23 protein-coding genes and 1 tRNA gene are annotated in these 11,989 nt (G+C 71.3%); all 24 read left to right on the plus strand.

The window, feature by feature from the left end:
* Nucleotides 1-5 precede the first annotated feature (5 nt).
* The 24 genes from ACLZN2_RS02575 (at nucleotide 6) to ACLZN2_RS02690 (ending at nucleotide 11,989) form a co-directional block, all read left to right on the plus strand.
* Nucleotides 6-167, plus strand: a complete 162-nt coding sequence (locus ACLZN2_RS02575) for a hypothetical protein (RefSeq protein WP_416976668.1) — start codon at nucleotides 6-8, stop codon at nucleotides 165-167.
* Complete coding sequence (locus ACLZN2_RS02580; protein WP_416976669.1) at nucleotides 167-1,711, plus strand: glycosyltransferase; 1,545 nt, start codon at nucleotides 167-169, stop codon at nucleotides 1,709-1,711. The genes ACLZN2_RS02575 and ACLZN2_RS02580 overlap by 1 nt, the downstream gene beginning before the upstream one ends.
* A complete protein-coding gene (locus tag ACLZN2_RS02585; protein ID WP_416976670.1) occupies nucleotides 1,708-3,093 on the plus strand; it encodes a hypothetical protein in 1,386 nt (461 codons plus the stop codon). The genes ACLZN2_RS02580 and ACLZN2_RS02585 overlap by 4 nt, the downstream gene beginning before the upstream one ends.
* Before the next feature lie 3 nt (nucleotides 3,094-3,096).
* Nucleotides 3,097-3,450 carry a hypothetical protein gene (locus ACLZN2_RS02590; protein ID WP_416976671.1) on the plus strand — a complete coding sequence of 118 codons (354 nt, stop codon included), beginning with the start codon at nucleotides 3,097-3,099 and terminating at the stop codon, nucleotides 3,448-3,450.
* Entirely contained in the window at nucleotides 3,450-3,716 is a 267-nt protein-coding gene (locus tag ACLZN2_RS02595; protein WP_416976672.1) for a hypothetical protein, read from the plus strand. The genes ACLZN2_RS02590 and ACLZN2_RS02595 overlap by 1 nt, the downstream gene beginning before the upstream one ends.
* Complete coding sequence (locus ACLZN2_RS02600; RefSeq protein WP_416976673.1) at nucleotides 3,713-4,030, plus strand: hypothetical protein; 318 nt, start codon at nucleotides 3,713-3,715, stop codon at nucleotides 4,028-4,030. The genes ACLZN2_RS02595 and ACLZN2_RS02600 overlap by 4 nt, the downstream gene beginning before the upstream one ends.
* Nucleotides 4,027-4,395, plus strand: a complete 369-nt coding sequence (locus ACLZN2_RS02605; protein WP_416976674.1) for a hypothetical protein — start codon at nucleotides 4,027-4,029, stop codon at nucleotides 4,393-4,395. Before ACLZN2_RS02600 ends, ACLZN2_RS02605 begins: the two co-directional genes overlap by 4 nt.
* Complete coding sequence (locus ACLZN2_RS02610; RefSeq protein ID WP_416976675.1) at nucleotides 4,392-4,697, plus strand: hypothetical protein; 306 nt, start codon at nucleotides 4,392-4,394, stop codon at nucleotides 4,695-4,697. The genes ACLZN2_RS02605 and ACLZN2_RS02610 overlap by 4 nt, the downstream gene beginning before the upstream one ends.
* Nucleotides 4,687-4,956, plus strand: coding sequence for a hypothetical protein (locus ACLZN2_RS02615; protein WP_416976676.1), 270 nt, complete (start codon nucleotides 4,687-4,689; stop codon nucleotides 4,954-4,956). The genes ACLZN2_RS02610 and ACLZN2_RS02615 overlap by 11 nt, the downstream gene beginning before the upstream one ends.
* Nucleotides 4,943-5,287, plus strand: a complete 345-nt coding sequence (locus ACLZN2_RS02620) for a hypothetical protein (RefSeq protein ID WP_416976677.1) — start codon at nucleotides 4,943-4,945, stop codon at nucleotides 5,285-5,287. Before ACLZN2_RS02615 ends, ACLZN2_RS02620 begins: the two co-directional genes overlap by 14 nt.
* Complete coding sequence (locus tag ACLZN2_RS02625) at nucleotides 5,274-5,843, plus strand: hypothetical protein (RefSeq protein ID WP_416976678.1); 570 nt, start codon at nucleotides 5,274-5,276, stop codon at nucleotides 5,841-5,843. The genes ACLZN2_RS02620 and ACLZN2_RS02625 overlap by 14 nt, the downstream gene beginning before the upstream one ends.
* Nucleotides 5,844-6,008: 165 nt before the next feature.
* Nucleotides 6,009-6,365, plus strand: coding sequence for a hypothetical protein (locus ACLZN2_RS02630; protein WP_416976679.1), 357 nt, complete (start codon nucleotides 6,009-6,011; stop codon nucleotides 6,363-6,365).
* A gap of 31 nt (nucleotides 6,366-6,396) precedes the next feature.
* The gene (locus ACLZN2_RS02635) at nucleotides 6,397-6,642 is read left to right on the plus strand and encodes a hypothetical protein (protein ID WP_416976680.1); all 246 of its coding nucleotides are present in this window, start codon (nucleotides 6,397-6,399) and stop codon (nucleotides 6,640-6,642) included.
* 32 nt (nucleotides 6,643-6,674) lie between these two features.
* The gene (locus tag ACLZN2_RS02640) at nucleotides 6,675-7,805 is read left to right on the plus strand and encodes a DUF932 domain-containing protein (protein ID WP_416976681.1); all 1,131 of its coding nucleotides are present in this window, start codon (nucleotides 6,675-6,677) and stop codon (nucleotides 7,803-7,805) included.
* A 103-nt stretch (nucleotides 7,806-7,908) separates the two neighbouring features.
* Nucleotides 7,909-7,982: transfer RNA gene (locus ACLZN2_RS02645), tRNA-Ile, on the plus strand.
* 32 nt (nucleotides 7,983-8,014) lie between these two features.
* Entirely contained in the window at nucleotides 8,015-8,518 is a 504-nt protein-coding gene (locus ACLZN2_RS02650) for a hypothetical protein (protein ID WP_416976682.1), read from the plus strand.
* 91 nt (nucleotides 8,519-8,609) lie between these two features.
* Nucleotides 8,610-8,807 carry a hypothetical protein gene (locus ACLZN2_RS02655; RefSeq protein WP_416976683.1) on the plus strand — a complete coding sequence of 66 codons (198 nt, stop codon included), beginning with the start codon at nucleotides 8,610-8,612 and terminating at the stop codon, nucleotides 8,805-8,807.
* 14 nt (nucleotides 8,808-8,821) lie between these two features.
* On the plus strand, nucleotides 8,822-9,430 hold the full coding sequence (locus tag ACLZN2_RS02660) for a cell envelope biogenesis protein OmpA (RefSeq protein WP_416976684.1): 609 nt from the start codon (nucleotides 8,822-8,824) through the stop codon (nucleotides 9,428-9,430).
* Nucleotides 9,427-9,807, plus strand: coding sequence for a hypothetical protein (locus tag ACLZN2_RS02665; protein WP_416976685.1), 381 nt, complete (start codon nucleotides 9,427-9,429; stop codon nucleotides 9,805-9,807). The genes ACLZN2_RS02660 and ACLZN2_RS02665 overlap by 4 nt, the downstream gene beginning before the upstream one ends.
* Before the next feature lie 5 nt (nucleotides 9,808-9,812).
* Entirely contained in the window at nucleotides 9,813-10,046 is a 234-nt protein-coding gene (locus ACLZN2_RS02670) for a hypothetical protein (protein WP_416976686.1), read from the plus strand.
* Nucleotides 10,046-10,312: a hypothetical protein gene (locus ACLZN2_RS02675; RefSeq protein WP_416976687.1), complete on the plus strand. Its 267-nt coding sequence runs from the start codon at nucleotides 10,046-10,048 to the stop codon at nucleotides 10,310-10,312. The genes ACLZN2_RS02670 and ACLZN2_RS02675 overlap by 1 nt, the downstream gene beginning before the upstream one ends.
* Nucleotides 10,309-10,674 carry a hypothetical protein gene (locus ACLZN2_RS02680; protein ID WP_416976688.1) on the plus strand — a complete coding sequence of 122 codons (366 nt, stop codon included), beginning with the start codon at nucleotides 10,309-10,311 and terminating at the stop codon, nucleotides 10,672-10,674. The genes ACLZN2_RS02675 and ACLZN2_RS02680 overlap by 4 nt, the downstream gene beginning before the upstream one ends.
* Complete coding sequence (locus tag ACLZN2_RS02685; protein WP_416976689.1) at nucleotides 10,674-11,159, plus strand: hypothetical protein; 486 nt, start codon at nucleotides 10,674-10,676, stop codon at nucleotides 11,157-11,159. The genes ACLZN2_RS02680 and ACLZN2_RS02685 overlap by 1 nt, the downstream gene beginning before the upstream one ends.
* Nucleotides 11,156-11,989: a hypothetical protein gene (locus tag ACLZN2_RS02690; protein WP_416976690.1), complete on the plus strand. Its 834-nt coding sequence runs from the start codon at nucleotides 11,156-11,158 to the stop codon at nucleotides 11,987-11,989. The genes ACLZN2_RS02685 and ACLZN2_RS02690 overlap by 4 nt, the downstream gene beginning before the upstream one ends.

Below are 11,989 nucleotides of genomic sequence, written 5' to 3' on the forward strand. Positions count from 1 at the left end.
ACGTCATGCACTACGGCTCCCTCGCCGCCACCGGCGCCAGCCTCACCATCGGCGGCATCGTCCTCGACCAGGTGTGGCTCGTCGGCCTCGCCGTCGCCCTGGTCGTCGGAGGCGCCCTCCTCGTCCGCGCCGGCTTCCGCCGCGGCAAGACCCCCCAGGACATCTGATGCGCGCCCCTCACGCCTGGTGGGCAGGCAACAGACGCAACCTCGCCCTCGCCGCGCTGCCCCTGCTCGGCGCCGCCCTGTGGGCCATCGAGCACGCCATCGCCACCGCCCTCGCCTTCACCGGCCACGGCAACTCGATGGCCTTCGCCTGGCTGGTCAGCTTCCTGCTGCTGTGGTGGATCCCCCTGTCCTGGCTGGAGAAGCCCGCCACGGCCAACCCCCGGCAGCAGCGCCTCCTCGATGCGCTCACCGTCACCGTGCAGGTCCCCGTCTACAACGAGGACGAGAACGCCCTACGCGCCTGCCTGCAGTCCCTCTTCGACCAGACCCGGCCCGTGGACCGCATCCGCGTCGTCGACGACGGCAGCATCGACAAGGCGACGAACACCCCCATCACCTACGAGTCGACGAAGGCCTGGTTCCTCGAGGAAGCCGCCCGCCGGGGGATCGGCGGGACGTGGGACCGCACCGTCAACCGCGGCAAACGGCACGCACAGATGCACGTCCTCGCCGACGACCCGGGCGACATCTTCGTCACCCTCGACTCGGACTCGATCCTCGACCGCGACGCCGTCGGCGAAGGCCTCAAACCCTTCAAGGACCCCAAGGTCAAGTCGGTCGCCGGGTGCGTGATCGTCCTCAACTCCCGCACCAACCTGCTGACCCGCATGCTGTGCATGCTCTACACCCCGTTCACCCGCGGCTTCCGGTCGGCGCAGTCCGTCCTGAAACGGGTCATGGTCAACTCCGGGACGCTCGCCTTCTACCGGGCCGACGTCGTCCGCCCGTACGTCGGCAGCTACGAGAACGAACGCTTCCTCGGCCGGCCGATGCAGATGAACGACGACTCGATGCTGACCATGTACGCGATGCTCGCCGGGGACACCGTCCACCAGCCGTCATCCATCGTCTTCACCCTGGTCCCGGAAACCTGGAAGCACTACCGCAACCAGTCCATGCGGTGGATGCGCGGCACCTTCGTCCGCACCTTCTGGTGGATGAAGTACATGCCGCTCACCGGCGCCGGCTTCTGGATGCCGATCGTCGAACTCCTCCAGCTGCTGCTGTCCGTCGTGATCCCGGTCGCTCTGGTTGCCGACCCCGCCCAGCGCGCCCACGCGAGCAGCCTCGTCTGGTCCGTGATCCTGGTCGCCCTGGCGATGAACTGGCTGATCGCCCTGCGCTTCTTCATGGTCGCCCGCGACGACGAGCCGCTCGCCTTCCACATCTGGCTCGTGCTCCTGGCCCCGCTCGCCGGCCTGTGGCGGATGTTCGTCCTGCGCCCCATGCACCTGTACGCGATGGTCACCTGCTGGAAGGTCGGCAAGTGGGGCACGCGCGACGCCGTGGAGGTCGCCGCAGTCGCCACCCCGAACCTCCCGGCGCCAGTCCTGCCGGACGAGGACACCGTGCAGCTCCCCGGGATCCCCGTCGCCAAGCTCCTCGACCCCGACACGGAGACCACCCTCACCCTGCCCATCCCGCGCCAGCGCACCGCGCGCGAAGCCGCCGCATACGCAACGGCTGAGGAGTCCGGCCGATGAGCGACGACTGGAACACCCCGCAGCCCCGCCTGTTCGTGCTCCAGCGGGACACGGACGTGACGGGCGTGTCCGGTCCCGGGCCGGTGGCTGACGGCGTGCTGTGGCCGGACGGCACGGTCGTCCTGCGGTGGCGTGAGCGCCCGTCCACATCAGTGTGGGACAGCTTGGACCTGATGCTGTCCGTGCACGGGCACGACGGGGCGACCCGCGCCGTGTGGGCCGATGAGGACACGGTCCCGGTGGCCAGCCACCTGGAGGCGGGCGAGCGCGCGCAGAAGGAGATCGAGCGGCTGCGCGCCACCGCCGGGCGGGCCTACTTGCTCGCCGATCGCTGGGAGGCCGCGCACGGAGCCTCGCAGTTCCTCGTGCGGGCCGCCGGTGCCGAGCTGCGCGACGAACTGGATGGCGCGGCGCAGGCCTGCGGCGAGGAGTGCGCGGAGGGGCACGTGTACGCCGGACGCTGCGAGAAGGCGGCCGCCGGGGACCTCAGCGGCTACTACGCGCCCGACCCGCCGATCGGCTGCCTCAACTTGACCCAGGCCGCGCCGGACACCCGAGCGGACAATTCCGGGCCCACAATCCCGAACCACCAGGTCAACGAGGGCGAGTCGGCGGACAGTCCGGCGGACACCGTCACCGACCCGGCATGGCTGCGCGAGCAGTACGCCACCGCCATCACGGCCGAGCACTACCGGCGGGCACGCGAACAGATCGTCGCGTCCCCGGAGGAGCACAGCGCCGCGATGGCCGACGCCGTGATGGGCGTCCGCGACCGCGCGATGGACACGCTGCATCGGCGCGTGGCCTTCGTCCAGGAGATGCGCAAGGGAGGTCGGGAGCAGATTAAGCGCCTGCGCGCCGAACTTCAGCGGTACACGGAGGCCGAGTCGGCCGATGCTGCGGCCGGGTCGTACGCCCACCGCGCCGAGCAGGCCGAGGACGCGCTCACCGAGGCGCAGCAGCTCGTCAGCATGATGGGCGAACTCATCGGCGCGGAGCGGCGGATCGTGTCCACCGCGATGGTCCACCGCGACGACCAGGGCGTACGCGTAGAGGCCTGCGATGGCTGCGGCCGGGACCACATGGCCGAGCTAGAGAAGGAGATCCGGGAAGCCGACAAGGCGTACGCCGAGGTGTTCCCGGCCGCTGCCGACGGGCCCGCGCGCCCGGGTCGTCTCCCCGAGAGTGCCGTCCGCACCCCGCGCCAGCGCGCCTACGAGGCCGTCAACGCGTACATCGAGAGCCTCGGCGACCGGCTGCCGACCACCAGGGCCGCCCGCACTGCGCACATCTGGCTCGCCGTGAACCGCGCCCTCGACGCCGCCGGACACGCCGCCGCCCCCGAGACGCTCTGCCGTCTCCCGCACGAAATGGAGGCCTAACCGATGGCCATCGCCGTGGACTTCGACGGCGTGATCCACGCCTACACCAAGGGCTGGCACGACGGCACGATCTACGACCCGCCCCTCCCCGGCGCCCTCGACGGACTGCGCGCCCTCATGGAACACGACGCGGTGTTCATCTTCACGACCCGCGACGTGCAGCAGGTCGCCAAATGGCTGCTCTCAAAGGGCTTCCCCATCCGGCTGGGACACGACGGCCCGTTCTGGAACGAGCGCGGGCGGCTCCTCGTGACGAACCGGAAGCTCGCCGCGACCGCGTATCTCGACGATCGCGCTGTTCGCTTCGTCGACTGGGACCAGGCGCTCGCCGACCTCGACCGCATGAGGGAGGCGTGATGGCGCGCCGTATCAGGGCCGCGTCGGTCGAGCAGCTGCTCATCGACCAGGGCCACGAGTTCAGCGAGTTCGAGGCCGGCGAGTGGGACCCCGGCTTCCGCGTCGTGCAGGCCGGGACCCGCAGCGTGCACGTCTTCTACGACGGGCCCGGCGAGGCTGACCAGCTGGAGGCCATCACCGCCGAGCTCCGCGCTGCTGGCTACCACGTAGTGGCCACCCAGCAGGACCGCGGCGGCCGTCGACGCCTGGAGGTGACCCGCCCGTGAAGCAGCGTCTCGTCATCGACTGCCACGAGCTGTGGGACAAGGTGGCTGGCCAGCGTGACGGCCTGCGGGCCGTACAGCGGTGGCTGCGCCTGAACGGGATCGAGCCCCGCGACGTGCCGCTGGACTCGGAGATGGTCATCGAGGACAGCGCGTTCGGGATGGTCATCCGCTACACGGCTTACCTGTACGACGACGAGGGCCGGAAGTACGTCGACCCGGACGCCCCAGAGTTCGCAGCCTCCGAGGACCGCACGGCCGTGCTCAGGGTGGCCCCGGAGCCGCAGTGGCTGACCGCGACGGGCGGTGAGATGTGAGCACCCCCACCGAGGAACTGCGGGCCGCCGCGGGGCGCCTGCGCGACAACCGCAACTGTGAGGGCTACCTCGTCGACTGCGACAGCCGCGAGCTGTTGGAAATGGTCCGGATCCTGCTCGGCGCCCGGGAACCTCTGATCCGCTGGCTCGAGGACGCAGCGACCATTCACCTCCCCGACAGCGAATGCGGCTACTGCGATGGACAGCGGAATCCTCTGAAGTTGCCGTGCCCGGCCTTGGTCGTGGCGCGCGCCATCAACACGGCCAGCAACCCGGGCCCCGGGCAGGACGGCCACATCGAGGACAAGCTCAGTGGCCGCTCCCTCTACGAGCAGCTGCGGCGCGCGGCAGGCGAGGCGCTGTGACCGCGCACCCCATCCCCGAGAACGCGGGCTGCTGGTGGCTGGTGTCCGGCAAGGAACGACGCCTGCACGCTGTCACCTTCCTCCTCGTCAGCACCGCCCGAATGCGGGCCTCCACCGACGACATGCGGCCGGTCCCCGCGCGCGCGGTGTGCGGGCTGCGCCGCCGCTGGTCGATGCCCGGCCTGTTCTCCCGCCTCGGCCGGCGCCGCTGCGTCCCCTGCTGCCACGCCCTCGGCATCCCGCCCGGCTACGGCACCCCCGCCAACGAGAGCTACCGCAAGGAGCACACCGATGGACGCTGAACACCGCGTCATCACAATCGACCGCCACGAGTGGGTGCTGAAGACCCCCGCCCACTACACCGAGGTGGAGAAGGCCGTCGCCGCTGCCGAGAACCGGCGGGCCGCCCTGGCCGCCAAGGGCACGCACACCGGGGACGTCCACATCACCGGCGACGGCGACGAGGTCATCGTCTCCTTCGAGGCGGAGCGGCCCAAGAACCCCAAGCGGGGCCGCGACCTCCCGACGTACGAGGCGGAGGCCCCCGATGCCGAGGTCTGAGCATGAGCCCGGCGGTGGCCAGGCACCGGCGACACGGATCGAAGTCCGACAGTCGCCCGGCGGCGAACTGGTGGCGTGGCAGGTCGAGGGGCCGTGGGATCCGGAGGCTCTTGTTGAACTGATCGTTGCCATCGACGAGGAACTGCGCCTGGGCGAACGCCTGGGCATGTCGTTGTGGGACGTCGCGGCAAAGAAGGCGTCAGCCCAGCACCTCGACTACCAGGTCACGAGCCGACCCCGCGCGCGCCGCGTCCTCACGTACCGGCTCAAGGGGGACGACCTGTTTCTCCCCGACGACGCTAAGAACGAGGGCACCAGTGCGGACGCTTGACGCCTTGGTCGCCGACCTCGTGGACCGCTGGACCGGCGACCAGGATCACCCCGGCGACGGCGGCCCCGGACTCATCCACCGCTTGGACGACCTCGCCCTGCGCACCGCTCAGCCCCGGGAGGCCGGCGGTCACTCGACGCCCGGCTCCCGGCCGCCAGCCTCCCTCGACGCCGTGCACTGGGCGACGGCCATCAAGGCCCAGGCGCGGATCCTCGACATGGAGCTGCGCGGCTCGACGCACATGCAGCGCTGGGACCGTGCGTTGAAGGCGCTGCCCGCAGGTGCTGAGGCCACGGGCCGGGTGGGGGAGGTGACGTCGACGGTGGGCCGCTGGCACTCGACGTGCCGGACGATTCTCGGGCTCCAGGCGCCGTCCCGGCTGATGCGGGGCGTGGTCTGTCTGGTGTGCGGTCAGGCGACGATCCACTGTCGGCCGGACGAGGACCGGGCGCGCGCGTGGTGCGTCAACGGGGAGTGCTCCGACGGGGAGACGGGGCGCCCGGCCCGCTATGAGGGGAGCCGCCTGTACCTGCTCACGGCGAACCGGGCGTCGTGAGCGGCGGTGCGCCGGGTGACCGGCGGGTGATCAACAGGGCGTAGTGCGGCGGGTGTTGTCAAAGAAATTACGACTTAGGCATTGTGGCGAGTCGTACATTCTTGTACTCTGTTTGACATGGGGCAGAGCTTTCGCCCCGGCCCAACCGCTGTGAGGGAGGCAGCCGTGAACGCCATCACCCGCCGGACCACCGTCGCCGAATACCTGATGCGGCGCGGCATCCCGGCCGACTGGCGGTACGGCTCGCCCCTCGGCAGGGTCGCCGCCGAGATCTACCGGCAGACGTACCGGCGTGAGCCGGGCCGGGCCTTCCGGTTCATCAACGGCCGCTTCCGCCGTGTCATGGCCTACCGGCCTTCGGAGACGCACGTCCTGACGGCCGCGTGGGACTGCTACGGCAGCACCGCCGGACGCACCCCGGCGCCCGCCGTCCCCGCACGCCGCCCGGCCTCGGTGTGGAGGGGCAGCGGCGACGCCATGCGCTGGACGCCCAGCAGCGCCCCGCTCCGCAGCCACCCGTAACCCGTCCACCCGTCCCGGAAAAGGGGGAGCCATGTCCGACACGCTGCTCCGCGCACTCGACCTGATCGAGCCCGGCGACCTCGTGATCTACCACGGCACCATCCGCAGCCTGCACGGCCTGTGGCTGGCCGTCCCGTGCCCGTGCCAGATCTGCAAGGCCATCGACGCCTTCGGCATCGCGGACGTGCGGTTCGCCCTCGTCGACCCGTGGGCCGAACGGTCCGGACCGCTCCACGCCCGCCGCCAGTCCATCACCCGCTCCGCCGCCTGCGCCTGACCACACCCGGACCAACCCCGGAGGGGGGAACCGTGAGCACCACCGACGTCAACCAGCGATTCCACGACCAGCGCACCGCGCTGGTGAAGGCCACCGGCGCCCGCCGCCGCGACGACGGCACCTACGCCGCCAGCGTCGGCTACGACCGGGGCGAAGTCATCGGCCGAGACGGCCTCGACACCTCGCGCGGCACCGCCGCCCTCTACACGTCCACCCCGGCCTGGCACGGCCTCGGCGAAGTCGTCCCCGGCGGCATCTCCGACATCGACACCGTGCTCCGGGTCGCCCAGATCGACTTCCGCGTCGACAAGGTGCCCGTCCGCTACCGCTACGACGGCCGCGACCGGATCATGGAAGACCGCTGGGTCACCGCACGCACGGACACCGGGGCAGCCCTCGGCACCGTCGGCCAGCGGTACACCGTCTTCCAGCAGCGGCGCATCTTCGAGTTCCTCGAAGACCTCGCCGACACGCACGGCGTGCTGTGGGAATCCGCCGGAGCGCTGCGTGGCGGCCGGAGGGTGTTCGTCACCATGCAGGTTCCCGACTCGATCGTCATCGACCGGGGCGGCCTGGATGACGAGATCCGCCTGTTCATCGTCGCGATCAACTCGCACGACGGCAGCTCTCAGGCCGAAGTCGTCGTCACCCCGTGGCGGGTGGTGTGCGCCAACACCGAACGCTTCGCCCTCGCCGACGCCGCCTCCCGGTGGACGATCCGGCACACGGCCAGCGGCCTGGTGAACCTGGACGAGGCCCGCCGCACGCTCGGCCTGACGCTGCGCTACGCCGAGGCGTTCGAGGCGGAGGAGACCGCGCTGGCCCGCACCGACCTGGCCATCGACGACTTCCACAAGGTGATCGCCGACCTGTGGCCGGTGAAGACCGACGAGGGCGGGGTGGCCACCAAGCAGGCCGTCACCATCCACAACCACCGCCGCGACGTCCTCGACAACATGCTCCGCCGGGAGATCGACCGCGTCGGACAGACCGTCTACGCCGCCGAGCGCACGATCACCGACTACCTCGACCACGTGGCCATGATCCGGCCGCCGAAGAGCATCACCGAGGAACTCGCGCGCGCCACGCGGCTGCTGGAAGGCACCGACGACGACGTGAAGACCAAGGCCCACAAGCGGCTCCTGCTGCTCACCCGGGCCTGACAGACCGGCGGCCGGGCCTCCCCCCTACCGGCCGCCACCCCGGGCCGCGCCCCGTTCCCCCACCCTCCTCGGCGGGGCGCGGCCCACCACAACTCAATACCGAGGTGCTGTAGCTCAGTTGGCAGAGCGCGGATCTTATAAGTCCTGAGGTCGTGGGTTCGAGTCCCACCAGCACTACTCCACCAGCCTTACGCACGACTGGAGTTGTGATGACCGAACCCACGGTCACGCCGTACCCCGAGACGCCCGCGGCCGTTGCGGCCGCCGTCCTCGATCAGGTCGAAGCCCATCCCGAAGCCTTCTACATGGGCGCCTGGGTGGAACTCGGCGCGGGGAACTACCCGGCCCTGCTCGCCAGCGTCGCCCCGGCGTGCGGCACCACCCTGTGCGCCGCCGGATGGGCCGCACACCTCACCGGCTGGCACATCGTGGTGCTCCCCGACGACGACCCCGTGGAGGACATCATCGTCGTCGAGGACGACGGTACCGAGTCGGTGACAAGGGGCTCCGTCTTCGCGGAGAAGGACGGGGAGCGTCGCCTGATCGGTCAGGTCGCCGCCAACGTTCTTGGCCTAACCAGGACGCAGACATTCTGGTACGGCGACCCCGAGACGGCCCTGTCGCGCCTGCGCCAGATCGCGGGCCGCGCCAAGGACGAACACGAGCCGGACATGGACGCGGGCACCGGCCACGGCGCCTACGAGTACCGGTAGCCACCCCCGACCGCCCGGCGGCCGGACATGCGACCGCGTCACACCGCCAGACTCGCTTCCCGTCGCCGGGCCCACCCCCCCGGAGTACCCCGTGCCGTTCACCGTTCAGGTCACCGAAACCGCGACGTACGACGTGCAGATCAGCGACGACCAGGCCGCCGAGATCCTCGCGGAAGTCTTCGCCGACGACACCGACCGGATCGCCGACTACCTCGACACCGACCGCGACTTCACCGCCGTCACCGACCGCAGCATCTCCGGCGCCACGCCGGACAAGACCCACGACTGACACCGAGGACCGTCATGCCGAAGCCCCGCCGACCCCGAGCGGTCCGGCCGCCCGCCCGCGCGGCAGCCCTGCCGCGCCACGGCGGACTGACCGTCCCGTGGATCACCGGCTGGTTCGACGGTCGGCCCTACTTCGGGGTCAACTTCCCGGTCCGCCGCGTCCAGGCCATCACGTACCGGCTGTGCCAGTTCTGCCGCCAGCCGCTGGGGCGCCGTATCGGCCTCGTCGTCCGGCCCGCCGACAGCACCGCCGGATACGTCGACGAGCCCGGCATGCACCCCGAGTGCCTCGACTACGCCGTCGCCGTCTGCCCGATGCTGAACAGCACCATGGACCGGTACCGGGCGAAGCCGCCCGCCGCCGTGGCCGGCCTGCTCGCCTCGACGCCGGCGCGCGCTGGGAAACCCGCCGAAGCGTACGAAGCCTGGTTCATCACCCCGAACGGCTACGAGATCGCCTACGGCCCCGACGGCACGGTGCTCGGCATCCGCCTCGACGTGCCCGTGCTGATGAAGAAGCCCGTGCGCGCTGCCGCACGCCCCCGCCTCACCGACGAGCACGCCGCCCTGCTGCGCGCCGTGCTCGACCTCGAATCCTCACCCGAAGGACCGGCCACACCATGACCACACCCGCCCGCACCCTCACCCAGGCCGCCGAACTGGTCCGCGCCTTCAACCACGACACCATCAGCACCGGCGCCGACTGGCAGTTCCCGCCGCACGCGTACGACGCCATCGGCAACCTCGCCTACCTGGCGCGGATGCTGCCGCAGGCCATCGTGCAGACCCTCCAGCCCGTGCGGACCACGCACGAGCAGGGCCGCGTCACCATCGACGGCGGCGGCGACCCGGCCAAGGCCGTCGAGCACCTGCGCACCGCTGTGGCACACGCCGCCGAAGCCGCCCAGCTGCTCGCCGACGCCCTGGACCACGCGCACGCCGCCGTCAGCCCCATGGGCCTCGACACCCGCGGCCTGCCCGGCTTCGGCGACGAGGGCTGAGCGCAGTGGCCGACCCCAAGCGCGTCCGCGCCCAGGCCGCAGCGGACGCGCAGGCCGCCGCGAAGTGGAAGCGGGTCCACTTCCGCGACAACCGCGACCCGGCCACCCTCCGCCCGCCCCTCATGGTCGGCACGCCGGACGACAAGCGCTGCTGGTGCCTGGAGCCCCTCGGCCACGACTGGCCGGGCAAGGACGACGGTGCACCCCACCCCCGCAACACCCCGAAGGAGAACGACTGATGGCCACAGGGCCGTTCCACTACCGCGAGGCGGAGCGTCTTTCCGGTATGGCGCACCACTTCACCTACGGCGACGGCGCCGATCCGGTTGCTGGCGGAGCGCTCGCCACGGAGGCGCTGGTGCACGCGACGCTCGCCCTGGCCGCCGCGACCGCCATGAGCGCGCCGGTCGAGGGTTCCGAGCCCGGCATGGGATCGCCGGAGTTCGCCGCCTGGTACGAGGCCGCAGGTGTCAAGCCTCAGCTGAAGGACGGTGACCCGGAATGAGCACCACCCCCACGTCGTCGCCGCGCACCGTGCCGTGCCCGCCGTCCCCGGCCGGCTGCGGTGCGCCCGCTGGCGCATCGTGCACGAGCCACGGAGGCACGCGCGAGCGCCACAACTTCCACCGGGCCCGTACGGCCGCCCTGGAGGCCGCACGGATCGCCGCCGTCCCGGCCGCGAAGCTCGTCGCCGACACCGGCGCGTGGGTCCGGCATGGCAAGCACGCCGCCGACCTGCTCGACAAGAACGGCTTCACCGTGGAGGCCGAGCAGCTGCGCCGTGCCGTGTCCGAGGCCAACGGCCACATGTCCGCCAAGCAGGCCATCGCCTTCCTCGTTGACCAGGCCCAGGGTGGTGAGGGCTGATGACTGCACCGCTGACGCCGGAGCGCGAGCGGAAGATCCGCCGGGACTACGCCGACTCCCACCCAGGCGGCACCGTTCCCACGCTGCTCGCCGAGATCGACCGCCTCCGGGACGAGCTCGCCGAGGAGAAGGCCGACCGGAACCCGCGCCTGCGCTGCCTGATCGTGAAGGCCGCACCGGACCAGGACCTCTACGTCGGCTGGTCGAGCATCGCGGAGGGACCCACAGGGGCATGGACCCGCGCCGAGGCGCTGGCGTACGGCTTCCCGCGCTCCCGCCTCGACCGCGCCGACGCCAACGGCAGCAGCGCGCTCGGCGACTACCGGCCCGGCCTCTGGGACGACGACGGGTTCATCGCCGAGCAGCGCGGCATCCTGCGCCGCGACCGCATCGGCGACTACGCCCAGCTGTACCTCTCGGGCCGAGAGGACGCTGCGTTCGATCTGCTGGAGCCCTTCGAGGGAGAGAAGGAGGTGCGCCGGTGAGCGCCGACCCGCAGCGCCCGGAGGTCGACGATCCCCGTGTCCTCGCCCTCGCGAAGGCCCGCCAGCACATCGCCCATAGCAGCCCATTCAACTTCGTCTGCCCGCCGTGGGACGGCCTTAGCGAGCAGGAGCAGCATCTGTCGCTGCTGGACGCCCGGAACTACCTGCGCGCCGCGATCGTCGCCGACCTCATCCCCGCCGCAGGTGCTGTGCCCGGCCGGGCCGGCGACATCGAGCGGGAGAAGGACACCAGCGGCGGGCACGAGCCGGCCGAGGGCGAGTCCACTCCAGCTGAGCCGCTGATTGTGTCCCGGTACGACGCCGCCCTGGAGCCCGCCCCGGAGGAAGAGCCGGTCTTCACGGTCGGGGCGATCGCCGAGGACGGGCATCCGGTCGCTCTGTTCTTCGACCCGGAGGCGCGCCGGAAGGTCGCCGGCTGGCTCGCGCCGGGCGACGCCGCCGAATTGGAGCGCCTGCGCGCCTTCGCCTCCGCGACCGAGCGGCGGCACGACGAGATCCGCGCGCAGCTCGCACGCATCGATATCCGCGACAGTGCCGAAGCGTGGGACCTCGGCATGGCCATCCTGGCCATCCTCGACTGGCCGGTGCACCCCGACAGCCGCCCCGTGCCATCGCTCGCCGACGTATTTCGAGCCCGCATCTACGACGCCCTGACCGAGGCCGCCGAGACCGGGCCCCTATCGGCTCTGGCGCTCGCCCAGATCCGCCAGTACCTCGCCGAGGTCATCACGGCCGGTCTTCTGAGGCGCCATGGCGCGCCATGTGAGCAGGTGGCGCGCGCCACCGATCCTGACGGAGCGGGCCAGTGA

The organism is Streptomyces sp. T028 (genome assembly GCF_048159505.1).
Lineage (GTDB): Bacteria > Actinomycetota > Actinomycetes > Streptomycetales > Streptomycetaceae > Streptomyces.

Excerpts from the sequence above, each read along its gene's own strand:
- ACLZN2_RS02575 (WP_416976668.1), top strand. The coding sequence starts at position 6 with ATGCACTACGGCTCCCTCGCCGCCACCGGCGCCAGCCTCACCATCGGC.
- ACLZN2_RS02580 (WP_416976669.1), top strand. The coding sequence starts at position 167 with ATGCGCGCCCCTCACGCCTGGTGGGCAGGCAACAGACGCAACCTCGCC.
- ACLZN2_RS02585 (WP_416976670.1), top strand. The coding sequence starts at position 1,708 with ATGAGCGACGACTGGAACACCCCGCAGCCCCGCCTGTTCGTGCTCCAG.
- ACLZN2_RS02590 (WP_416976671.1), top strand. The coding sequence starts at position 3,097 with ATGGCCATCGCCGTGGACTTCGACGGCGTGATCCACGCCTACACCAAG.
- ACLZN2_RS02595 (WP_416976672.1), top strand. The coding sequence starts at position 3,450 with ATGGCGCGCCGTATCAGGGCCGCGTCGGTCGAGCAGCTGCTCATCGAC.
- ACLZN2_RS02615 (WP_416976676.1), top strand. The coding sequence starts at position 4,687 with ATGGACGCTGAACACCGCGTCATCACAATCGACCGCCACGAGTGGGTG.
- ACLZN2_RS02620 (WP_416976677.1), top strand. The coding sequence starts at position 4,943 with ATGCCGAGGTCTGAGCATGAGCCCGGCGGTGGCCAGGCACCGGCGACA.
- ACLZN2_RS02635 (WP_416976680.1), top strand. The coding sequence starts at position 6,397 with ATGTCCGACACGCTGCTCCGCGCACTCGACCTGATCGAGCCCGGCGAC.
- ACLZN2_RS02650 (WP_416976682.1), top strand. The coding sequence starts at position 8,015 with ATGACCGAACCCACGGTCACGCCGTACCCCGAGACGCCCGCGGCCGTT.
- ACLZN2_RS02660 (WP_416976684.1), top strand. The coding sequence starts at position 8,822 with ATGCCGAAGCCCCGCCGACCCCGAGCGGTCCGGCCGCCCGCCCGCGCG.
- ACLZN2_RS02665 (WP_416976685.1), top strand. The coding sequence starts at position 9,427 with ATGACCACACCCGCCCGCACCCTCACCCAGGCCGCCGAACTGGTCCGC.
- ACLZN2_RS02675 (WP_416976687.1), top strand. The coding sequence starts at position 10,046 with ATGGCCACAGGGCCGTTCCACTACCGCGAGGCGGAGCGTCTTTCCGGT.
- ACLZN2_RS02680 (WP_416976688.1), top strand. The coding sequence starts at position 10,309 with ATGAGCACCACCCCCACGTCGTCGCCGCGCACCGTGCCGTGCCCGCCG.
- ACLZN2_RS02685 (WP_416976689.1), top strand. The coding sequence starts at position 10,674 with ATGACTGCACCGCTGACGCCGGAGCGCGAGCGGAAGATCCGCCGGGAC.